Origin of the sequence: Bacillus sp. SN1, from assembly GCF_002796895.1 — a bacterium.
In the GTDB taxonomy this organism is placed as follows: domain Bacteria; phylum Bacillota; class Bacilli; order Bacillales; family Bacillaceae; genus Bacillus; species Bacillus inaquosorum.
The window spans coordinates 99940-123309 of record NZ_PHIE01000005.1; the positions used below are offsets into that span (position 1 = coordinate 99940).

Sequence of the window (23370 nt, forward strand, 5' to 3'; positions counted from 1 at the left end):
GAGGCTGATTTCCATGGCTGACGAGAAACAATGGACAGAAACAGGACTGGAAATAGCGGTAGTCGGTATGGCGGGCAAGTTTCCAGGCGCGGCAAATATTGATGAGTATTGGAGCAACATTTCAAAAGGAATAGAATCGGTCACTCAATTTACCGATGAAGAACTAAAAGAAGCCGGGGTAGATGAGACGCTGCTTCGTCAAGAGGCATATGTAAAAGCAAAACCGATCATTGATGAGGTTTCTGACTTCGACGCAGAGTTTTTCGGCTATTCACCGAGAGAAGCTGCCTTGATGGATCCGCAAATCAGACTCATGCATGAATGTACCTGGGAAGCGCTGGAGCATGCGGGCTGTGACGCTGAACGGTTTAACGGGCTGATCGGGCTGTATGCTGGTGCTTCCAGCAATTTGTCCTGGATGGGCCGTCATATGTCTTCTCTTCATAAGAATGAAGACGCTTTTCAAATCATGCATTTAAATGATTCGTCGTTTGCGTCACGAATCGCTTATAAACTTAATTTGAAAGGGCCGAGTGTATCAGTTCAAACCGCTTGCTCGACTTCTCTTGTCGCGATACATATGGCGTGCCAGGGCTTGATTGGAGGAGAATGTGACCTTGCATTAGCCGGAGGTGTTACCCTGAGCCTGCCGCATATATCTGGGTACCTTTATCAGGAAGGAATGATCTATTCAGCAGATGGTCATTGCCGTCCGTTTGACGAAAAGGCGAACGGAACCATTTTTGGTGAAGGAGCCGGAGTGGTGGCGTTAAAGCGATTGAAAGACGCACAAGCTGAGGGTGATGTGATTTATGCGGTCATCAAGGGCTCTGCAATTAATAATGATGGAAACAACAAGGCAGGGTATACGGCTCCAAGTGCTGAAGGCCAGGCGAATGTTATTGCCACAGCTATGGAGATGGCGGAAACGGAACCGGAAACTATTGGTTATGTTGAGGCCCACGGGACAGGAACGCCTGTCGGAGATCCGATTGAAATTGAGGCGCTGACCCGCGCTTTCAATACAGATAAAAAAGGATATTGCCGAATTGGTTCTGTCAAAGCGAATATCGGGCATCTGGACGCCGCCTCCGGGGTAGCGGGATTTATAAAAACCGTTATGATGCTCCATCATAAAATGCTGCCGCCCGCTTTTCACTATCAAAAATCGAACCCGCGCATCAAGTTTGAGAACACGCCGTTTTTTGTCAATACAGAGCTGACTGAATGGGAATCTCTGCAAGGGCCGAGAAGAGCCGGCGTGAGCGCCTTTGGAATCGGCGGCGCTAATGCTCACGTTGTCCTTGAAGAGCCCCCATCTCATACTGACGAAATGCCAGCCGGCGGTCCTGAGCTCGTTGTTCTTTCTGCGAGAACAAGACAGGAGCTTACCCGTTCAATGGATCAATTGGCTGATTTTCTTCGCCGGAACCCAGAAGCGCCGCTGCCAGCCATAGCCCGTACGCTACAGCTTGGCAGAAAGCAATTCCAGTACAGAATCTCCTTTGTTGCTTCACATCAAAAGGATCTGCTTGATCAGCTTTCTGAACATCGGCATAAAAAACAAATCACCGAATCGGCGGTTGTTCCAAGCAGCACCATGTTTGTATTTGCGGGAGACGTTCAAGAGGGCTTTGGCCGATATGCGCAGCTGTACCGCACGGAAAATCTGTTCAAAAAAGAAGTCGATGCTTGCCTCGAAAAGGTGCAAAATGCTTTTCAGCAGGATGTACTCAGCTTCTTTAAAGCATGTATTTCTGCTCCAGAAACGTACCGGGAAGAGGAAAATCTGGGATTGGTCCATGCGTTGTCGTTCATCATGGAATACGCCGCAGTCCGTTTCTTACAGTACATCGGCATAACACCAGACCGCTTTATCGGGCGGGGATTCGGGGAGTTTACGGCGGCCTGCGCGGCAGGGATGTTTTCCTTTGAAGAAGGGGCCGCAGCCGCATATAAACGCGGAGAGTTAATCAGTATGTCGCCGGCAGGAAAAACGCTCGGTGTCAGCCTGTCAGAATCGGATATCGTTCAATACTTAGAAAAATCATTATCCCTTGCGCTGATTGATGAGCGGTATTGTGCCGTCTCCGGTTTGCCAGAGGATGTGTATCAGCTGAAGGCGCGGCTTGAACAAAAAGGGATTGCTGCTGAGTTATTTGATGGGGATATCGCGTATCAATCGGATCTGCTGGTCGACGCTGCGGAAGAATTCATGCACTTCCTTGGCACGCTGGACATGAAGTCACCAGACATTCCAGTTGTTTCATCTGTCACTGGAAAAGTGATAACAGATGGCGAAGCAGCGGATGCCAGTTATTGGGCCGGCCAAATCTGCAAGCCGATACGGTTTTTTGAACACATCTCATCTTGTTTGCGGGAGGAACCTGCTGTTTGCATAGACCTGCGTTTGACTCAGGGGGCATCAGTGTTTACAGAGCGCCAATCAATTGGCATGACAGGTGATCTCGGCACACAAGGACACACAGACGTTTTAAAGTTACATATATACGGAGCGTTGTGGAGTCTCGGGTCTGAGGTTGATTTCAGCGTCCTGCATGAACCTCAGCATAATAAAAGGTTAGCTCTGCCGACTTACCCTTTTACAAAGCAGCATTTCCCGTTGCCAGCCGGCTTAGCACTGGCTGAACTTGAAGAAGATGAGCCTCACCAGCCGGCAGAACCGTTTCGTGCAATGCCGTTATCTGCTATTGAAAAGACAATCAGAGAAATTGTCATAAAGCATTTTGGATTCAATGTGCTTGACGATAATGCGCCGTTTTTTGAGCTGGGGGCTACGTCGCTTGATATCTCTCAATTAGCGGCAAAATTAACAGACCAGTTGAATTGGAGGGTGGAACCAGTTCTGCTTTATCAATTTGCCGCAGTTCGCAGCCTGGCGAAGCATCTTCATCAACAGGTTCAAACGAAGGCCGGGCAGCCAGAAATGACGCAGCACCAAAAGGTGTCGCAACGCCGTCCGAACGGTCAGGGATCTGATATCGCGATTATCGGTATGGCAGGGCGTTTTCCGGGAGCCGGCAATTTGGATGAGTTTTGGAATAATCTCGTAAACGGCAAAGAAACGATCAGCTTCTTTACGGATGAAGAATTAAAAGCGTCAGGCATTGATGACCAGCTCTTGCAGCACCCCGATTATGTAAAAGCGAAGGGGATCATCGAGGGCTCTGATATGTTTGATGCGGATTTTTTCCAATATTCCTCAAGAGAAGCAGAATTGATGGATCCGCAATTCAGGCTTTTACATGAATGTGCCTGGGAGGCCTTAGAAGATGCGGGCTGCGACCCTGAGCGGGCAACAGGGAAAATCGGCGTCTACACTGGGACAAGTCCGAACCTCGAATGGATTACACGTTTCGCAGGGAAACTGGATGGGACTGAACAGTTCAGTTCCATGCTGTTAAATGACAGAGAATTTTTCAGTACCCAGCTGGCTTATAAATTAAACCTGCATGGGCCGAGCATTACAATGCAAACAGCCTGCTCCACTTCTTTAGTCAATATTGGAGCGGCATGTCAAGCGCTGCAAAACAGAGCATGTGACGCGGCGCTTGCGGGAGGCGTAACTGTCAGCACCCCTTTGCGGTCAGGCTATGTTTATCAGGATGGCATGATTCAATCACCTGATGGGCATTGCCGTCCTTTTGATGAGGATGCAGGCGGCACAGTTTTTGGCGATGGCGCGGGAATTGTCGTTTTAAAAAGATATGAGGACGCCGTTAAAGAAGGGCATACCATTTATGCGGTCATAAAAGGGGTCGGAATGAATAATGACGGAAGCCGAAAAGTCGGTTTTACCGCCCCGAGCGTTGAAGGCCAGGCCGAAGTGTTAAAGAATGCATACGAGAATGCAGGGATTGACCCGAACACAGTAGGGTATATCGAAGCTCACGGAACCGGTACAAAAATGGGTGATCCAATCGAAATGGAAGCGCTGAGCCAGGTTTTTAAAAGTGGCAGGCCAATGTCAATTCCAATCGGGTCAGTGAAAAGCAATGTTGGACATTTAAACAGCGCTGCCGGGATTGCCGGACTCTTTAAGGCCGTTTTATCGCTAAAACATAAAACAATTTTGCCAAGCTTGAACTATACGACACCTAATCCGCATATTCATTTTGACCAGACGCCATTTTATGTTAATACCGAGGCGACATTCTGGAAGGAATCCGCTGATCCAAGGCGGGCGGGTGTCAGCTCTTTCGGAATTGGCGGCACAAATGCGCACATTGTACTGGAAGAGGAGCCGGAGTCAGGCAGAGAAGCTTCCGAGAGCCAGCGGCATTTGCTAGTTCTGTCAGCAAAAACAGACACAGCCTTAGAGCGGATGACAAATCGATTGAAGGAATTTCTTCGAACGCATCCAAACGTTCCGTTAGAGGATGTGGCATACACCTTGCAAGTCGGCAGAAAACAATTTTCATACCGAAAAGCGGTCGTGCTCTCAAAATCAACGGAATGGGAAAGCGGTGCAGAGCTCACAGCCTATCAAAGACACAGCGGGCGCCCGACTGCCTTTATGTTCTCCGGGCAAGGCTCTCAGTATATTGATATGATGAAAGATTTATATGAAGCTGAACCTGTATTTCAGAAAGAAGCGGACCGCTGTTTTGCCTTCGCACAGAAGTCACATCAAATTGATTTGAAGGCGATCGTCTTCCCAGATTCAAATGATGGGGCGAAGCTGACGGAGACCGCTATTGTGCAGCCGCTGCTGTTCATCTTTGAATACGCGCTCGCAAAGCTGCTGCAAAGTGCAGGCATCTCACCGGATTATATGATTGGACACAGCATTGGTGAATACACTGCTGCATGCCTGTCAGGCGTGTTCTCATTAGACACGGCTTTAACGCTCGTAATGGAACGGGGAAGGCTGATGCAGCAGCTGGAATCTGGAGCAATGATGAGTGTTCAGCTATCAGAGGAAGAGCTGCAGCCGCTGCTTACGAACAGTCTGTCACTTGCGGCTGTCAATGCTCATGACTTATGCGTAGTATCCGGAAAAAGCGAAGACATTGAGACGTTTGCGGTTCTTCTTGAAGAAAAGAGCGTTGCCGGCCGCCACCTGCATACTTCTCACGCTTTTCATTCTTATATGATGGAACCCATTCTTGAGGAATTTGCCGCGATTGTAAAGCAACAGGATATGAACACCCCTCGGATTCCTTTTGTTTCGAATGTAACGGGAACATGGATAACACCGGAACAAGCAGCAGACCCGGCTTATTGGTCTCAGCACTTGAGAGGCACAGTCCGCTTCCATGAAGGATTAGAACAGATTTTGAGTGACGATAACGTTCTGTTAATAGAAGTCGGACCGGGCAGCACGTTAAGCACATTTGCCAGAAGGCATAAGAAGAGATCTAGCCAGCATGACATCGTCAATCTTGTCAGACATGTTCAAGAACCAGTGCATGATCATTCCTATTTCTTGAAGAAATTAGGTCAGCTTTGGGTCTGCGGATGTGAAATTGACTGGAGGCAGTATGGCGGTGATAAGCCTAAGCGTCTGATATCGCTTCCGCCTTATCCTTTTGAGAAAAAACGCTATTGGATAGAAGCGGCTGACAATGCGGCTGCTTTCACCGCAGTTGATGAATGGAATAAAAAGAAACCGATGGATCAATGGTTCTATCTGCCGTCATGGGAAAGAAAGATTAAGTCCGCTGACAGCCGAAAGAAAGAGCAGCCAGCTGAAGGCGGAAAAACCCTGGTTTTCCATGAAGGAACAGCCTTTGGAGATCGGCTGGTGCAAGCGATACGCCGCAAAGGACATGAGACCGTAATTGTCACGAGAGACCGACAATTCAAAAAAATAAACAGCGGATTGTATGTCATCAATCCAGCTGATGGGACACATTATGAGCGTTTATTTTCTTCACTTGCTTCAGACGGGCTACTTCCAAACTGTATGATGCATCTGTGGAGCGTTTCGGAGCAAGGGGAATCCTTCAAAACTTTCAGCACGTACAGTGAAAACGGCTATTATAGTTTGATTTTTACTGCACAGGCGGCATCTAATCAAAAACAAATGAACGAATGTAATATGTTTGTGCTGACAAGCGGGATTCATGAGGTGACTGGAGAAGAACAAATCAATGCTGAAAAATCGACGATTTTGGGGCCGTTGAAAGTCATCCCGCAGGAATATAACCATTTGAAGTGCTGGAACATCGACATTCCTCCTTTACCGGATACATTGACATGGAAAGAAGAGGAGTTGATTGACCAAATCCTGACGGAAACTGATGCAGCGGGCGAGGATCAAATGATCGCATACCGAAACCGCCGCCGATGGGTGCAGATGTATCAGCCTGTTCAGTTAAATAAAGCGTCCGGCTTGCCGAATATGATCCGCCCGAAAGGTGTTTATCTTATTACGGGAGGGCTTGGCGGAATCGGATTTGTGTTATCAAAGCTGCTTGCACAAGAAGGAAACGTCCGTCTGATTCTGACAGGAAGAAGTGAACTTCCGCAGCGCAGCCAGTGGGAAAGCTGGTGCGAGAAACATGAGGAAGATGATCCGATTACCGCGAAAATCCTGAAAATAAAAGAATTGGAACGGTTAGGCGCAAAGGTGACAGCTCTACAGGCAGATGCGGGAAGCCTGTCGGATATGCAGGCTGTTATGAGAAAGGTTCATACTGAGTTTGGCCAGCTGAACGGCGTCTTTCACGCTGCCGGGCTTCCGGGAAGTTCGTCTTTCAGGGCGATTACAGATATACCTGCAACGATTGAAGGCGGAGAAGACCAGTTCCAGTCTAAAGTCAGAGGATTGAAAGTGCTTGAATCTCTATTAGAAAACGAAAATATAGATTTTTGTTTCTTATTTTCATCGATTAGTGCTTTGCTTGGAGGTCTCGGTTTCTCAGCTTACTCTGCAGCGAATATTTATATGGATGCTTTTGCGGCGAGGGTAAATCAGCGCAGCAAGACTCCTTGGGTTTGTGTGAACTGGGATGCATGGAACTTCTGGGGCCAGCTTGAATCTACTATCGGAGAATCTATTGCTGAACTTGCCATTTTGCCTGAAGAAGGAGCAGCTCTTTTTCAATATGTGCTGTCAGATATCAACAATCGCCATTTATTAGTTTCAACAGGTGATTTGGGACACAGAATGAAGCAATGGATATCCATGAATGCCGATAGCATAGCGAAAGAGGAGAAGAAGACGGGCGCCTTACACACCCGACCTGAATTGAATAATCCGTATGTCGCCCCCCGCAACAAAACAGAACAGGTCATATGCGGCATTTGGCAAGATTTCATGGGTCTGGAGCAAGTCGGCATACATGATAACTTTTTTGATTTGGGAGCCAGCTCTTTAGACATTGTACAAGTGACAAACCGTTTAAATAAAGAATTGGGAACCAACGAGGCTGTGGTGACTTTATTCACATACCCGTCTGTAGCTGCTTTAGCGCAATTTATCAGTCCTGATCAAGAGGAAAGTGAAGAGGATAAAGAAGAAATGGCAGCTGTATCCAAGGGACGGAGAAAAACACGGATACGCAATCAGCGAGATAAAAGATTGAGAGGCGGCGAATAGAATGAGTAATTCTCATTATGCGAATCATGGAGCTGAAATTGCGGTAATCGGTATGGCAGGCCGATTTCCGGGAGCAAAAAACGTGCAGGAGTTTTGGAGCAATTTAAAAAATGCGAAAGAGACGATTTCTTTTTTCACTGATGATGAGCTGAGAGAAGAGGGTGTTAATGAAGAGCTGCTGAATGATCCGCGATTTGTCAAAGCAAAAGGAATTGTGGAGGATGTAGATCTGTTTGATGCCGGCTTCTTTGATTATACGCCGAAGGAAGCTGCCATGATGGATCCGCAGTTCCGTATCTTTCATGAATGTGTGTGGACGGCCTTGGAAGACGCCGGCTACGATCCTTTCACTTATAAAGGGCAGATCGGCCTTTATACCGGAGCGGGCCTCAATGCAGAATGGGTGCTGAGGGCTCTTCAGGGAGCAAAGCATGGAGAAGACTCAAAGACGCTGGAAACAGCCGTTTTGAATATGAGAGATTACATGGCAACACTTATTTCTTATAAGCTTAACCTGAAAGGGCCGAGCATGATGGTGCAGACTGCTTGCTCAACCTCGATGGTCTCTATTCATCTTGCTGCTCAGGCTTTGTTAAATGGGGACTGCCATATGGCGGTTGCAGGCGGAGTCTCTATCCGCCTCCCGCAAAAATCCGGGTATCTCTACCAAGAAGGTATGATCCATTCTCCAGACGGGCATTGCCGCGTCTTTGATGATGAGGCGGCAGGCACAGTATTTGGAGACGGGGCAGGAGCGGTCATTTTAAAAACGCTTGAAGATGCTGAAGCAGACGGAGATCATATTTATGCAGTGATAAAAGGTACTGCGATCAATAATGACGGCAGCAGAAAGGTTGGATATACAGCGCCGAGCACCAAAGGCCAGGTAACAGCGATCAAAACAGCCCTGCACATGGCCGAGGTGGAGCCTGAAACCATTACCTATGTCGAGGCTCATGGCACAGGGACGACACTCGGTGATCCGATAGAAATTGAAGCATTAAAACAAGCTTACCAAACGGACCGTCGCGGCTACTGCAAAATTGGTTCTGTCAAATCCAACATCGGTCATTTAAACGATGCGTCTGGTGTAGCTGGATTTATGAAAGCAGTTCTAAGCTTAAAGCACAAAGTGATTCCGCCGACTCTGAATTTCGAAAAGCCAAACGCCAAAATCGATTTTGAGCAATCACCATTTGTCGTCAATACGAAACTCACCCCTTGGGAAGAAAATGAGTTCCCGCGCAGAGCGGGCGTTAGCTCATTTGGCATTGGGGGAACAAATGCCCATGTCATTTTAGAGGAAGCGCCGGCACAGCAAAAGGCAGCGGAAAGACATGACGCGGAACTCTTATTGCTGTCAGCCAAAACACCGGCCGCTTTAAACAGCATGACAGACCGGCTGTCAAACTATTTCGTGAAAAATCCGCAGGCCAATTTGGCAGACGCGGCATATACCCTCAAAGTAGGGCGTCATTCGTTTCCTTATAAAAAAGCGATTGTGGCAGCGGATGTGCCTGAGCTTCTTGAGGCTATTCATGAAAATGACTATGAGTCTGTTAAAACCGGCAGCTCTCAATCTGCAAGCCGGCCCGTTGTCTTTCTTTTTCCGGGACAGGGGGCGCAGTATGTTGATATGGCTAAAGGGCTTTACGATACTGTACCGATTTTTAAGGAAGAGCTCGATGCCTGTTTTGACATATTAAAAAATCATATGGACACAGATCCGCGCACGGTGCTTTTCTCTGACAATAATCAGCATGATGCAAAACTGATTAACCAAACTGAATATACGCAGCCTCTGCTGTTCTGTATCGAATATGCACTTGCAAAAATGCTGATCCACTGGGGAATTAAGCCGAAAGCAATGGCGGGACACAGCATCGGTGAGTATACGGCTGCAGCCATTTCCGGTGTGCTCTCATTGGAAGATGCTCTTGACATCGTCAGCTATCGAGGGGCAGCACTCCAAAATCTGCCGTCCGGTTCTATGCTTAGCGTTTCCTTAAGCGAAGCAGACATCAAACCGTATACAGACGGAACCATTTCAATCGCTGCTGTGAATGCATCGGATTCATGTGTTGTATCAGGAGAATCAAGTGCGATTGATGTATTGGAAAGGAAGCTGAACGCGGAAGGACACAGCTGCAGAAAGCTTCATACATCACATGCCTTTCATTCGTATATGATGGAACCGGTTTTAGAAAGCATGAAACAAAAGCTCTCAGCCTATCAATTTAAAAAACAAAAGATCCCGTTTGTCTCAAATGTAACAGGAGACTGGATCACTGATGAGGAAGCTGGAGATCCGTCATATTGGGCTGATCACTTGCGGGGAACCGTCAGATTTATGAACTGCGCAAAACGCTTAAAAGAAGAGCTGGATCCAATTTTTATAGAGGTTGGCCCTGGAAATGCGCTGCGTTCGTTTGTCAGCAAATTGTATCAGGCAGAGGACAAGCAGCACATTGCAATCCAGCTGATGAGGCATCCAAAGGAGGCAGCTTCTGATTACCGTTACTTGCTGAGCAGACTGGGTGAGATGTGGCTGCACGGGGTGCCGGTCGATTGGACAGCTTTTTATGATCAGGAGCAATGCCAGCTTATTCCGCTTCCAACGTATCCTTTCGAAAGAGAAAGATATTGGATTGGCCGGACAAATGAACAGTCGGGAACACCGGTGGCAGAAAATTTTCAGCTTTTGGTGCCTGAGCAAGCAAATGACGGGCAGACAGCGGATACAGAATCAGATGTTCAATTTAATGAGACAGAGGCAGTCTTGGCTGCTATGTGGAAGGACATTCTCGGAGTCAAACGTGTCACATTAGATACCCATTTCTTTGAAACAGGCGGGCATTCATTGAACGCCACTGGTCTGATTTCCCGCATTCACAAGGAATTTGGAGCGGAGCTTACGCTAAGCGACGTGTTCCAGCACCCGACAATCCGTGCGCTTGCCGCACTTATTGAGCGCTCTGACCGAAATCAATATACATCCATTCAGCCTTCAGAGAAAAAAGACGTATACAGGCTTTCAGCGGCACAGCGGAGAACGTATTTGATTCATCAGAGAATCGGGCAAGTCACCACATATAACATGCCGATGGCTCTTTTGTGCTTCGGAAAAATTGATGCCGCCCGCTTTGAGGACACATTCAAAAAGCTGATCGAAAGGCATGAAACACTGCGTACAACGTTTGAAATTAAGGATGGAGAACCTGTGCAGAGAATCCATCAGAACTTTGATTTTTCGATTGAACAAACCGAAGCGAAAATGGATGAGCTTGATGACGAAATCAGTTCATTTATACGGCCATTTGATCTTAAGGTCTCTCCATTAATTCGGGTGAAATTCGTCAAAATTGAGGAAGAAAAACATGCGTTGCTTGTTGATATGCATAATATTGTGGCGGACGGCGCCTCGATGAATATTTTTATAAAAGAATTTACCCAATTATATAGAGGGGAACAGCTCCCGGAAAAAATCATTCAGTATAAAGATTATGCGGAGTGGCAGCAGACATTTTTTAATAGTGACATGTTTAAACGCCAAAAAGAGTATTGGCTGAAGCAGCTTGAGGGCGAAGTGCCCGTGCTGAATATGCCTCTTGATTATGAACGAAAAGAACAAAGCTTTTTAGGCAGGGCAATTAAGTTTACAATCCCGCCTCGCGTTTTAGAAAAGCTTGAGAAAATCGGAGAGGCGCAGCAGCTGACCAACAATGTCATGCTGTTTCAGCTCTATGCCATGCTTTTGTCCAGCTATACAAAACAGCAGGAGCTGATGATTGGGTCATTGGTGGCAGGCCGGCGACATGCGGATATTGAGAATACGATCGGCATGTTTACAAACTTTTTGCCGATCAAAATTCATTTGAATCCTGAAGAGTCGTTTGCCGGAAACCTTCAACACACAAAACAAACGCTGCTTGAAGCTTATGACCATCAGGATTATCCATACGATCAAATGGCAGAAGCGTTGCAGCCGGTGATCAAGCCGAACCGCAACCCTTTCTTTGATACCATGCTGATCTATCACAATGAGTATGACCCGAATATAAAAATAGAGGCTGGCGGATTAACATTTGAAACATTCGAATTCGCAAAGGGCATTTCAAAGCTTGATATGAAAATGGACGTCGTGAAGGAAGTGACGGGAGAGCTTAAATGTGTGCTTCAATACAACCGGTCGCTATTCACTCATGAATCCATGCAGGCATTTGTTTCTCATTTTATCTCTCTTGCTGAAAAAGCTGCAGAAGAGCCTGAAAAACGCATAAAGGACATTCCGGTGCTGAGCCAAAAAGAGCAGGAAGAGGCCGAGCGGAAAAGGGAGAGAGAGTCAAACCGAGTCATCTCGTGTCCATTAACCATCTGTTCCAATTTTACGGCTGATCCGATTGTGCCTTACCTAAAATGGTGGGGCGAACAGTTTGATATCAATCTAGATATAAAGCTGTCTCCTTACGGTCAGGTGTTTCAAGAATTGCTTAATGAAGAAAGCTTGCTGTCACGGCAAAAAAATGGTGCCAATCTGCTGTTGATTCGCCTTGAGGATATGGCAGGGGATTCAGGTCTTTCTTTGGAAGAAAGAATGGCTCACGTTCAATATAATTCAGATGAACTGCTCGCCATCATGAAACAAAAGAAAAAGGAAGTGCCTTATTTCATTGGATTGCTTCCGCTGGAAAATGTGAAAGAGCAGGAGCTCCGGGACATCCTTGTGCAATCCCAGCAGAATTGGATCGCGCAGCTTGCTGGAGAAACGGATGTACATTTGATTGATCTCCGCCAGCTGCATCAAACATACCAGCTTGATGCCATATTTGACCCGCAAAGTGAAAGAGCGGCAAGAATACCGTTTACTGAAGAATTTTATGCGGCGATGGGAACACGGGTGGCACGTGAGTTTGCGGCATGGCTCAAACCGCCATTTAAAGCGGCCGCCATCGATTGTGACGGCACTTTATGGAGCGGTACCGTGTCTGAAGCTGGTGTGGAAGGGGTCATTATTACTCCTGCCCACCGAGCGCTGCAGCAATTTTTAAAGAGAAAACAAGAAGAGGGTCTGCTCCTTGTGCTTTCAAGCAGAAATAATGAAGAAGACGTCTGGAATGTGTTTGAACGTCATCCAGATATGATTTTGAAGAAAGAGGACTTTGTCCTGTCCCGCATTAATTGGAATGAGAAAGCCAGAAACATGAAAGAAATGGCCGATGAGCTGAACATTTCAGTGGATCGGTTCATATTCTTAGATGATGATCCGGCTCAATGCTTGGAAATGAACGAACGCCTGCCAGAGGTTCTGACCTTGCTTCTGCCGTCTGATCCAGATTCTATTCCGATGTTCCTAGAACATGTCTGGGCATTTGATAGGTTCAGAGTGACAGAAGCTGATCAAAAGCGCACGGAACGATATTTGGCCGCGCAAGAAAGAAAAATAGATTTGAATACGTCCCGTTCGCTTGAAGAATTTCTTTCCGGCTTACACCTGCGTATCGCCTTGACTGAGATGACAGAAGAGCATTTGCCGCGAGTTGCTCAAATGAGTGCGAGAATCAATCAGTTCAATATGAATCCGTCAGTCTATCGTGAAGAGCAGCTTGCCCAGCGGCTCAATACGGACGGCCATATCGGCTGGATCGTTGAAGCAGCGGACAGATTCAGTGATGAAGGCATCGTCGGTGCAATCATGGGAATCCGAACAGAAGATTCATTAAAGCTAGATACTTTTCTGCTCAGCTGCCGCGCACTAGGCAAAGGAATTGAACATAAAGTGCTGTCAGGCCTTGCTTCATATGCACGGGATAAACAGCTTGCGACGTTGTCCTTGGAGTATAAGAACTCAGAAAAGAACCGGGCTTTTTCTGAGTTTTTGGCTGAGCATCGCTTTAAGGAAGAGGCTGGCCCGTTAAAAACGGTTTATCACATAACCGTCAATGAGGTAGAGGATCAAAGCGGACATATCGAATGGGCATCCTCTTTACAGCCCGCGCCTCGCAAAAAGGCGAAAGTGCTTGCTGATGACGTATTGCAATCCGCTTTAATGGAAAACACAAACGCTCATTGGGAAGTGCTGCATGCTGAAAAATCCTTGCATTCTCCATATTTAATGGCCTTAGATACCAATCAGCCGGAGCATTTGCGGGCTCTGTTAGTGAAGGAACATGTAGGAGCTGAAACAGAAGATAGCGGGCCGGAGACAGAACAGCAAAAAATCCTCTTAGACATTTGGAAGGAAATTCTCCACCTGGATTATGTAGGAATTGACAACGATTTCTTTGATTTAGGAGGAAATTCGCTGCTCGCTGTCAAAATGGAAGTAGAGATGGAAAAGAAAGGCTGGTATGTTGATGATTTGAATCTTGCGAAAAAACACACGATAAGGGAATTGTCTAAATATATGAAGAGGGAGAATCAGCATGCATAAAGATATTAAAGCAATATTTGATGAAGAAAAGGTTTTGGCAGAAGCTGCCGTTATATATGGATTTACTAGAGATCAAGTGCAGTTTTTAGCGGATGCGGAAAACTATGTGTATGAGTTTGCAAAAGACAATGAATCTTATATTTTAAAGATTACACACACGATTCGCCGGTCGCCGGATTATATTATGGGAGAGATGGAATGGCTCCATCATCTTGCTGAAGGCGGGCTTTCAGTCGCCAAACCGATCCCGTCGTTAAACGGGAAGGATATTGAGGAAGTGCCGGACGGAAACGGCGGAGCATTTTTATTGAGAGTGTATGAAAAGGCGCCGGGTCATAAAGTAGACGAATCTGAGTGGAACGAAACCCTATTTTTCGAGCTTGGCAGATATACAGGGAAAATGCACAGCCTGACAAAAAGCTATAAACTGAGCAATCCAAGATTTAAAAGACAAGAGTGGGATGAAGAAGAGCAGTTGAAGCTCAGAAAATATGTCCCTGAAGATCAGACAAAGGTTTTTCAGCAGGCAGACGATTTAATGAATGAGTTGCAGCAACTGCCAAAAAACCGTGACAGCTACGGCCTTGTTCACGCAGATCTTCACCATGGTAATTTTAACTGGGATCATGGGAAGATCACTACATTTGATTTTGATGATATCGGGTACAACTGGTTTGTGAATGATATCAGCATTCTCCTCTACAATGTACTATGGTATCCGGTTGTCCCATATGAAAATAAAGCAGCCTTTACAGAAGAATTTATGACGCATTTTATGAAAGGGTACAGGGAGGAAAATGAAATTGCCGCCGAATGGCTCAAGAAAATCCCGGATTTCCTCCGCCTGCGCCATATGCTGATTTATGGATTGCTCCACCAAATGTTTGACCTTGATTCAATAGGAGAAGAAGAAAAAGAAATGCTGAAGGGATTCAGAAACGATATCGAAAATCAAACGCCGATAACCGAATTTGACTTTTCGAAGTTAGCTTAAGAAATTTGCGCCGATCCTTTCTGGGGCGGCGCTCCTTAATAAAAAAACTCCGGCGGTGAGCCGGAGTTTTTTATTTTTGTTCTAAAATGGCAAAAATGTTTTTTGCCTGCTGCGTATTGTCGATAAGCCCCTTCCATTTTTCTTTTCCCGGACCGTAAGCATAAACCGGTACGTCTTCCCCGGTGTGGGCTAACGTCGTCCAGCCTGAAAAAGACCGTTTATCAAAAATCAATTGAATGCTTTTTTGGACAGCAGCTGTATTCGATTGTGAGGCTGCGTTTTTAACCTGATTGATCTCATTTTCCGTCAGCTTCATATCAATATAAGTGCTGAGCACTTGTTCGGCATCTTGGCCTTCAGCGATCTTCTCTGCCATATAGCCCGGCGTTTTTTTAGCGGCGATGATTGGGGAAGGATCCCATTTATAGCCAGTCTCTCGCGTCATTCCCTCTGCGCCGTAAGAGAACCCGCCTGTAGAGTGGTCAGCTGTAATAATAACCAGCGTTTCTTTATCTTTTTTCGCAAAATCCAGAGCAGCTTGAACACCTTTCTCGAAATCTTCCATTTCACTCAAAGCGCCCACCACGTCATTTTCATGGGCTGCATTGTCAATATTGCTTCCTTCGAGAAGCATAAAAAAACCGTTTTCGTTCTTCTGTAACTGAGTGAGTGCCGCTTCTGTCATGTCTTTTAGAGAAGGCGTACTGCTCTCTCTGTCAATCGCTTTATCTAATTCTACTTCTCCAAACAGTCCGAGCAGCTTATCGTGCTGATTTTTTTTCAGGTCTTGCTTTGTGGTCACATAATGATAGCCGTCTTTTTGGAATTCTTCAGCAAGATTTCGGTCATTGCGAATGAAATACTTCGCTCCGCCTCCCAGTAAAACATCAACCTTATGAGATCCATTAATCCGTTCATCATAGTATTGGTCAGCAATTTCAGTGTAGTTTTTCCGTGAGACGTTATGTACGCCGAAAGCAGCGGGAGTGGCGTCGGTTAAGTCCGAAGTCACGACGAAGCCGACGGACTTCTTATTCTCCTTGGCAGCTTCTGTTACGCTTTTGAGCTGCTGATGATTGTTGTCTACAGCAATGGCGTCGTTATATGTTTTCGTTCCGGTTGCCATGGCGGTTGCAGCAGCCGAAGAGTCAGTAATATTGTCTCTGGGATCGTTAGGATGTGTCATCTGCATGCCTGTTAAATAAGAGTCCCATGCTGTTTGGGCGGGAGTGTTCAGCTTTGCGCTTTTTAATGTCCTATAGCTGTTAATCATTGGCATACCCATTCCGTCTCCGATGATTAAGATAATATTTTTAGGATTCTTGCTGCTGCTCTTGGATGATTGAGATTGAGGAGGGGATATGAATTCTGTTATGGCAAAAATACTTAAGAAAGCAGTCAAAATGAGGGCGACAGTTACTGTAAACCGGGCTTTGGTAATGAGGAACATCTCCTTTTATTATATTTATTTACTAATATGTATTTTATTTGAAAGTAATAGAGACTTCAATGTTTTTTTCGATGACAGCGAAAAGCCAATGGGCTTCATGTCCCATTGGCTTTTATAATGTATCACACTTTACGCCGACTACGCCTTCAATGTCTTTAATGTCATAGTAGACATCGGTCGTGTATCTGTTTTTATGGACGCGGACCTTTACTTCCATGATCGGAAATTCCTTTTCGCCCAGGTCGTCGATCCGGACGGAGTGTGTTTTGATATCTCTTCTTTTCATTTCTTTTAAAATCTCTGTCATTTTGTCCTTATCAGAAAGCGACATTCTGATGCGAATGTCTTTTTCCTGCAGGCGGTCGGGACCGATTTTTCTGACCACCCATGGCAGAAATTCTACGCTGATCAGGATGAACAGAAGACTGGCAAACGCTTCTTTATAAAATCCGGCTCCCGTTGCCAGCCCGAGCCCCGCAGCCCCCCAGATCATAGCCGATGTCGTTAGGCCGGAAATGACATCGTTGCTTTTTCGCAAGATGACACCGGCTCCGATAAACCCGACGCCGGAGATGATTTGTGCCGGCAGACGCAGCGGGTCCATCATGATGCGGTAGTATTTAGGGAAATGATATGCCGCATTAATACTGACGATCGTCAGCATGCATGAGCTGACGGCGATAACGATACAGGTTTTTAATCCGAGCGGCTTATTTTTTAATTCGCGCTCAAGCCCGATGACCATGCCAATCAACGTGGCAATGCCCAATTTTAATAAAATATCAGGATCAATGTACCAGCTCAACAGCAACTTCCCCCTTATCTAAGGTGTTTTTAAATAAATATGATTTTCTCACAGTATTTATAGCAAAACAAGGGCACAAAAGCCACCAAGCTGCGCTTGATGGCTTTTTGATTACTTTTTGCGTTTTAACAGCTTTTCCATAACACCAAATAATCGGTAAGAGGCTTTTGCAGGACGCTTTGTAATCATGCTGAAAATGATGCCGGCAATCATACTGAGGATGAACCCAGGGATGATTTCGTACACGCCGGTTGATTTTGCCAGGCCGGTTGTAATCCAGATCAACACGGTCGCAGCCCCGACAATCATCGCAGCAAGCGCGCCCCATTCGTTCATCCGCTTCCAATACAGGCTGAGCAGAATCGCAGGCCCGAAAGCTGAACCGAAGCCGGCCCAAGCATATCCGACTAAATCAAGAATGGTGCTGCTCGGATTCAATGATAAGAGAACCGCTATAACGGCAATCACTAATACGGACAGACGCCCGATCATGACCAATTCTTTATCGGAAGCCTTTCGTCTGAAATACGTCCGGTATAAATCCTCTGTCACAGCACTTGCTGTTACCAAGAGCTGTGAGGAGATGGAACTCATGATCGCAGCTAAAATAGCTGACAATAGGAATCCTGTAATTAAAGGGTGAAACAAGATTTTAGAGAAGATAATGAATATCATCTCCGGATCTTTTACAGCAACTCCGAATTTATGGGCATAAGCAACACCGATCAAACCTGTCAGCACGGAACCGAGAACTGAAATGATCATCCAGCTCATGCCGATTCTGCGCGCAGGCTTTAAATCTTTAATGTTTTTAATGGCCATAAATCGGACGATAATATGAGGCTGGCCGTAGTAGCCCAAGCCCCAGGCTAAATAGGAAATAATGCTAATGACGCTCGCGCCTTTAAAGATATCCAATAAGTGTGGGTTAACAGCGCTGATTTCATGGAAAGTCGGAGTAACGCCGCCCACATGGGTAAAAGCAACGATCGGCACAAGCACTAGTGCTGCAAACATGATCGCACCCTGCACGAAGTCAGTCAGACTGACAGCAAGGAAACCGCCAAACAGTGTATATAACACGACTACTGCGGTAGTCAGAAACAAGCCTAATTTGTAATCCGCGCCAAAAGCAGATTCAAACAGCCGTCCGCCAGATACCATACCCGAAGAGGTATATAATGTGAAAAAGATCATGATAACCAAAGCAGATACGATTTTCAGCAGTGATGAAGAATGCTGGAATCGTTTATCAAAGAAATCAGGAATCGTAATGGCGTCATCTGCCGCTTCCGTATAAGCTCGCAGTCTTGGAGCCAGCAGCAAGTAGTTTGAGTACGCCCCGATTGTAAGCCCTAAAGCAAGCCATAAGGTTGACAGCCCTGTCGCAAACATCGCGCCGGGAACCCCCATCAGCATCCATCCGCTCATATCCGCCGCGCCGGCAGACAAAGCAGTGACAAATGGTCCGAGACCTCTTCCGCCAAGCATGTAATCGTTGATGTCAGTGGTTTTCTTAAATGCATACCAGCCGATTAACAGCATGGCAATAAAGTAAATTCCTAACGATATAATAATTTCAATACTCACGTTTTACCCTCTCTTCATTTCTAATAATGTTGCATCACCTCTCAAATTGATGGTGCCAGTTAAGCAGCTTGGCGCTAGTGCATACCGAAAGAAATTCTTTTACGGGTGCACTTGGTAACTTAACCTAACAAAGTATTCCCGGCCATTCAAGCGATGAAACATGGATCATCAGTGGGAAATACCGCTGCTAACCTAGAAGGGAATAAAGATTAAAACGCTTTCAAAAAATAATTAAAGTAAAAATTTTCAGAAAAATATTTCGTTTCTCCTTCGCCTCTTTTTAGTATAAAATATATAGGGTATTGTCTCGAAAACACAGGCCTGTCCTAAGGCGTTTTGTTGCTTTAAAGGGCTTGTTTTTGATATGATCAGTATTATATGGCTTAACGGAGAAATATGTGGAGGTGGATCATATGTCACGAATTTCAATAGAAGAAGTAAAGCACGTTGCGCACCTTGCAAGACTTGCGATTACTGAAGAAGAAGCAAAAATGTTCACTGAACAGCTCGACAGCATCATTTCATTTGCCGAGGAGCTTAATGAGGTCAACACAGACAATGTGGAACCTACAACTCACGTGCTGAAAATGAAAAATGTCATGAGAGAAGATGAAGCGGGTAAAGGTCTTCCGGTTGAGGATGTCATGAAAAATGCGCCTGACCATAAAGACGGCTATATTCGTGTGCCATCAATTCTGGACTAAAGGAGGGACACAAGAATGTCATTATTTGATCATAAAATCACAGAATTAAAACAGCTCATACATAAAAAAGAGATTAAGATTTCTGATCTGGTTGACGAATCTTATAAACGCATCCAAGCGGTTGATGATAAGGTACAAGCCTTTTTGGCATTAGATGAAGAAAGAGCGCGCGCGTACGCGAAGGAGCTTGATGAGGCGGTTGACGGCCGTTCTGAGCATGGTCTTCTCTTCGGTATGCCGATCGGCGTAAAAGATAATATCGTAACAAAAGGGCTGCGCACAACATGCTCCAGCAAAATTCTCGAAAACTTCGATCCGATTTACGACGCTACTGTCGTTCAGCGCCTTCAAGACGCTGAAGCGGTCACAATCGGAAAATTGAACATGGACGAATTCGCCATGGGATCATCTACTGAAAACTCAGCTTACAAGCTGACGAAAAACCCTTGGAATCTGGATACAGTTCCCGGCGGTTCAAGCGGCGGATCAGCGGCTGCAGTTGCTGCGGGAGAAGTTCCGTTCTCTCTTGGATCTGACACAGGCGGTTCCATCCGTCAGCCGGCATCTTTCTGCGGCGTTGTCGGATTAAAGCCTACATACGGACGTGTATCCCGTTACGGGCTGGTCGCATTTGCGTCTTCATTAGACCAAATCGGGCCGATTACCCGTACGGTTGAGGACAACGCATTCTTGCTTCAAGCGATTTCCGGTGTAGACAAAATGGACGCTACAAGCGCAAATGTGGACGTGCCTGATTTTCTTTCTTCATTAACTGGCGACATCAAAGGACTGAAAATCGCAGTTCCGAAAGAATACCTTGGTGGAGGTGTCGGCAAAGAAGCGAGAGAATCTGTTCTTGCCGCGCTGAAAGTTCTTGAAGGCCTCGGCGCTACATGGGAAGAAGTGTCTCTTCCGCACAGCAAATATGCGCTTGCGACATATTACCTGCTGTCATCTTCTGAAGCGTCAGCCAACCTTGCACGCTTTGACGGCATCCGCTACGGCTACCGCACAGACAACGCGGAAAACCTGATCGACCTTTACAAGCAAACGCGCGCTGAAGGTTTCGGAAATGAAGTCAAACGCCGCATCATGCTCGGAACGTTCGCATTAAGCTCAGGCTACTACGATGCGTACTACAAAAAAGCGCAAAAAGTGCGTACTTTGATTAAGAAAGACTTCGAAGACGTATTTGAGAAATATGACGTCATTGTCGGACCGACGACACCGACACCTGCGTTTAAAATCGGTGAAAACACGAAAGATCCGCTCACAATGTACGCAAACGATATCTTAACGATTCCGGTCAACCTTGCCGGCGTACCGGGAATCAGCGTGCCATGCGGATTAGCAGACGGACTTCCGCTCGGCCTGCAAATCATCGGAAAACACTTTGACGAAAGCACTGTATACCGTGTTGCTCATGCATTTGAACAAGCGACAGACCATCATAAAGCAAAACCTGAATTGTAAGGGGTGAAAAGAATTGAACTTTGAAACGGTAATCGGACTTGAAGTCCACGTCGAGTTAAAAACAAAATCGAAAATTTTCTCAAGCTCTCCGACGCCATTCGGCGCGGAGGCGAATACGCAGACAAGCGTCATTGACCTCGGGTACCCGGGTGTCCTGCCTGTTCTGAACAAAGAAGCTGTTGAATTCGCAATGAAAGCCGCTATGGCGCTCAACTGTGAGATCGCAACAGATACGAAGTTTGACCGCAAAAACTATTTCTATCCGGACAACCCGAAAGCGTATCAGATTTCTCAATTTGATAAACCAATCGGCGAAAACGGCTGGATCGAAATCGAAGTTGGCGGAAAAACAAAACGCATTGGCATCACACGCCTTCACCTAGAAGAAGATGCCGGAAAACTGACGCATACAGGCGACGGCTATTCTCTTGTTGACTTCAACCGCCAAGGAACGCCGCTTGTTGAGATCGTGTCAGAGCCGGATATCCGCACGCCGGAAGAAGCGTACGCGTATCTGGAAAAGCTGAAGTCCATCATCCAATATACAGGCGTTTCTGACTGTAAAATGGAAGAAGGCTCACTTCGCTGTGACGCCAATATCTCTCTTCGCCCGATCGGCCAAGAGGAATTCGGCACAAAAACAGAATTGAAAAACTTGAACTCCTTTGCGTTTGTTCAAAAAGGCCTTGAGCATGAAGAAAAACGCCAGGAGCAGGTTCTTCTCTCCGGCGGCGTTATCCAGCAGGAAACACGCCGTTATGATGAAGCAACGAAGAAAACCATTCTCATGCGTGTCAAAGAGGGATCTGACGACTACCGTTACTTCCCGGAGCCAGACCTTGTCGAGCTTTACATTGACGATGAATGGAAGGAACGCGTAAAAGCAAGCATTCCTGAGCTTCCAGATGAGCGCCGCAAGCGTTATATCGATGAGCTTGGCTTGCCTGCATATGACGCGATGGTTCTGACGCTGACAAAAGAAATGGCTGATTTCTTTGAAGAAACCGTTCAAAAAGGCGCTGAAGCCAAACAAGCGTCTAACTGGCTAATGGGTGAAGTGTCAGCTTATCTGAACGCCGAGCAAAAAGAGCTTGCTGACGTTGCGCTGACACCTGAAGGCCTTGCCGGCATGATCAAATTGATTGAAAAAGGAACTATTTCTTCTAAGATCGCGAAGAAAGTGTTTAAGGAATTGATTGAAAAAGGCGGCGACGCTGAGAAGATTGTGAAAGAAAAAGGCCTCGTGCAGATTTCTGACGAAGGCGTGCTTCTGAAGCTTGTCACAGAGGCGCTTGACAACAATCCTCAATCAATCGAAGACTTTAAAAACGGGAAAGACCGTGCGATCGGCTTCCTTGTCGGACAGATTATGAAAGCGTCCAAAGGACAAGCCAACCCGCCGATGGTCAACAAAATCCTGCTTGAAGAAATTAAAAAACGCTAATAAAAAAGCAGCCCGCAGGGGCTGCTTTTTTGATGGTCAAATCGAGATGAAGACAGAGATCAGAGCCCGAAGCTTTTCAACTTCTTTGTCATTGGTCCCGGTCAAATTGGACAGCATGCCTTTAATAATCGGCTTGCGCGGTTTATCCTGAGACAGTTCTTCCTCGATGACATCCAGCGACACGACGATATCCTCAGGCAGCGTGCTGTTTTCTTTCGCTTTCTGAATGTCCTCAAGCAGCTGATCTTTCCCCGCAGGCATCGGGCTGAAAATGTCTTTTGGCACAATGGGATTGAGGGCTGAACGGTTCAGCCCCTGGACGAGGTCATCCAATCTCTCGATGATAAAGGCTGAAATTTCTTCTGCATCGATATTGAGCTCTCCGTTAAATACCATCACATTCATATAGGAATGCACAATGCCCCTTGCCATGATGGAGAGGTCTGCGACGTACCGCTCGATTCCTTCGCCATAGGACGCCAGCAAGGCGTTCCGGTACAGTTTATCCGTCTCCATGGTTACTTTGTAAAAGTATTGCTTGATTTCTTGATTCTCCGGAATGATATTTTCGGTAAGCAAAAGAACGATAAAATCTTTATGATCGCGGAAATCTTCAAATTGAGCGCCAATTTGCTTTTTCAGCACTTCCTTAGGCGGTTCTCCGGCGAGATCTTCTTCTATATTCTTCATTTTTTTCATAGACATGCCAATGTAATATTCACAGGCAGATAACAGCAGCGCTTCTTTTGATTTGAAGTGCAAATAAAAAGCGCCCTTCGAGATACCGCATTCACTGGCGATTTCCTGGATCGTCGTAGCAGCGAATCCTTTTTTCGCAAATAAATGAATGCTGGTTTTTATGATTCTCTCTTTTTTTTCATTCATGACGTGCTTCCCCTTAATCCTTGAAAAA

9 protein-coding genes and 1 pseudogene are annotated in these 23370 nt (G+C 46.1%); 6 read left to right on the forward strand and 4 right to left on the reverse strand.

Annotated elements, in window-relative coordinates; genetic code table 11:
• Positions 1–13 precede the first annotated feature (13 nt).
• From CVV77_RS16970 to CVV77_RS16980, 3 genes are read left to right on the forward strand one after another with little or no spacing between them, the layout of a single operon-like run.
• On the forward strand, positions 14–7567 hold the full coding sequence (locus CVV77_RS16970; protein ID WP_100275991.1) for a type I polyketide synthase: 7554 nt from the start codon (positions 14–16) through the stop codon (positions 7565–7567).
• Between the two features lies 1 nt (position 7568).
• On the forward strand, positions 7569–13997 hold the full coding sequence (locus CVV77_RS16975; protein WP_100275992.1) for a type I polyketide synthase: 6429 nt from the start codon (positions 7569–7571) through the stop codon (positions 13995–13997).
• Positions 13990–14991, forward strand: coding sequence for a phosphotransferase enzyme family protein (locus CVV77_RS16980; RefSeq protein ID WP_100275993.1), 1002 nt, complete (start codon positions 13990–13992; stop codon positions 14989–14991). Before CVV77_RS16975 ends, CVV77_RS16980 begins: the two co-directional genes overlap by 8 nt.
• A gap of 70 nt (positions 14992–15061) precedes the next feature.
• Here CVV77_RS16980 and CVV77_RS16985 read toward each other — a convergent pair whose 3' ends face one another.
• The 3 genes from CVV77_RS16985 to opuE all read right to left on the reverse strand — a co-directional run bounded on the left by CVV77_RS16985 (position 15062) and on the right by opuE (position 18836).
• The gene (locus tag CVV77_RS16985; protein ID WP_100275994.1) at positions 15062–16441 is read right to left on the reverse strand and encodes an alkaline phosphatase; all 1380 of its coding nucleotides are present in this window, start codon (positions 16439–16441) and stop codon (positions 15062–15064) included.
• A gap of 112 nt (positions 16442–16553) precedes the next feature.
• Positions 16554–17252 (reverse strand): MgtC/SapB family protein, encoded by a 699-nt coding sequence (locus CVV77_RS16995; RefSeq protein WP_072181537.1) that lies wholly within the window; start codon positions 17250–17252, stop codon positions 16554–16556.
• Between the two features lie 105 nt (positions 17253–17357).
• Positions 17358–18836 carry a proline transporter OpuE gene (gene opuE, locus CVV77_RS17000; RefSeq protein WP_084990832.1) on the reverse strand — a complete coding sequence of 493 codons (1479 nt, stop codon included), beginning with the start codon at positions 18834–18836 and terminating at the stop codon, positions 17358–17360.
• A gap of 413 nt (positions 18837–19249) precedes the next feature.
• On the opposite strand from opuE, the gene gatC reads away from it, so the two are divergent.
• From gatC to gatB, 3 genes are read left to right on the forward strand one after another with little or no spacing between them, the layout of a single operon-like run.
• Positions 19250–19540: an Asp-tRNA(Asn)/Glu-tRNA(Gln) amidotransferase subunit GatC gene (gatC, locus tag CVV77_RS17005; protein ID WP_003219442.1), complete on the forward strand. Its 291-nt coding sequence runs from the start codon at positions 19250–19252 to the stop codon at positions 19538–19540.
• 15 nt (positions 19541–19555) lie between these two features.
• Entirely contained in the window at positions 19556–21013 is a 1458-nt protein-coding gene (gene gatA, locus CVV77_RS17010; protein ID WP_100275995.1) for an Asp-tRNA(Asn)/Glu-tRNA(Gln) amidotransferase subunit GatA, read from the forward strand.
• A 13-nt stretch (positions 21014–21026) separates the two neighbouring features.
• Positions 21027–22457, forward strand: a complete 1431-nt coding sequence (gatB, locus tag CVV77_RS17015) for an Asp-tRNA(Asn)/Glu-tRNA(Gln) amidotransferase subunit GatB (protein ID WP_003240092.1) — start codon at positions 21027–21029, stop codon at positions 22455–22457.
• On the opposite strand, the pseudogene CVV77_RS17020 reads toward gatB, so the two are convergent.
• Positions 22454–23342, reverse strand: a pseudogene (locus CVV77_RS17020) (TetR/AcrR family transcriptional regulator). The gene gatB and the pseudogene CVV77_RS17020 overlap by 4 nt on opposite strands.
• Positions 23343–23370 lie beyond the last annotated feature (28 nt).

Excerpts from the sequence above, each read along its gene's own strand:
- CVV77_RS16970 (WP_100275991.1), top strand. The coding sequence starts at position 14 with ATGGCTGACGAGAAACAATGGACAGAAACAGGACTGGAAATAGCGGTA.
- CVV77_RS16975 (WP_100275992.1), top strand. The coding sequence starts at position 7,569 with ATGAGTAATTCTCATTATGCGAATCATGGAGCTGAAATTGCGGTAATC.
- CVV77_RS16980 (WP_100275993.1), top strand. The coding sequence starts at position 13,990 with ATGCATAAAGATATTAAAGCAATATTTGATGAAGAAAAGGTTTTGGCA.
- CVV77_RS16985 (WP_100275994.1), bottom strand. The coding sequence starts at position 16,441 with ATGTTCCTCATTACCAAAGCCCGGTTTACAGTAACTGTCGCCCTCATT.
- gatC (WP_003219442.1), top strand. The coding sequence starts at position 19,250 with ATGTCACGAATTTCAATAGAAGAAGTAAAGCACGTTGCGCACCTTGCA.
- gatA (WP_100275995.1), top strand. The coding sequence starts at position 19,556 with ATGTCATTATTTGATCATAAAATCACAGAATTAAAACAGCTCATACAT.